Below are 359 nucleotides of genomic sequence, written 5' to 3' on the forward strand. Positions count from 1 at the left end.
GCGCGCGCAATCTCGAGACGACGCTGGTGGCCGTACGACAGGTTGCGCGACGTGTAGTCCGCGTACTGCAGCACGCCAACGTATTCGAGCAGCTCGATCGCGCGTTCCTTGATCTCGCGCTCTTCCTGGCGTTCGGCCGGCGTCTGGAACACCGCGCCGAGCAGCCCGTGCTTGGTGCGCACGTGACGGCCCACCATCACGTTCTCGAGCGCGGTCATCCCGCCGAACAGCCGGATGTTCTGGAACGTACGCGCGATGCCCGTCTTCGCGACTTGATGCACGGCGGTCGGCTTGTATTCCGTGCCGTCCAGCTTGAACTCGCCGGAGTCCGGCGTGTAGAGGCCCGTGATCACGTTGAA

Annotated in this window: 1 protein-coding gene; it reads right to left on the minus strand. The window is 64.9% G+C overall.

Going from position 1 to position 359, the window contains the following annotated elements; translation table 11 throughout:
• A partial coding sequence (locus DIE23_RS39260; RefSeq protein ID WP_148093515.1) for an ATP-binding cassette domain-containing protein occupies positions 1 to 359 on the minus strand: 359 nt, incomplete at both ends.

Origin of the sequence: Burkholderia sp. Bp9143 (assembly GCF_003853645.1) — a bacterium.
In the GTDB taxonomy this organism is placed as follows: Bacteria; Pseudomonadota; Gammaproteobacteria; order Burkholderiales; family Burkholderiaceae; genus Burkholderia.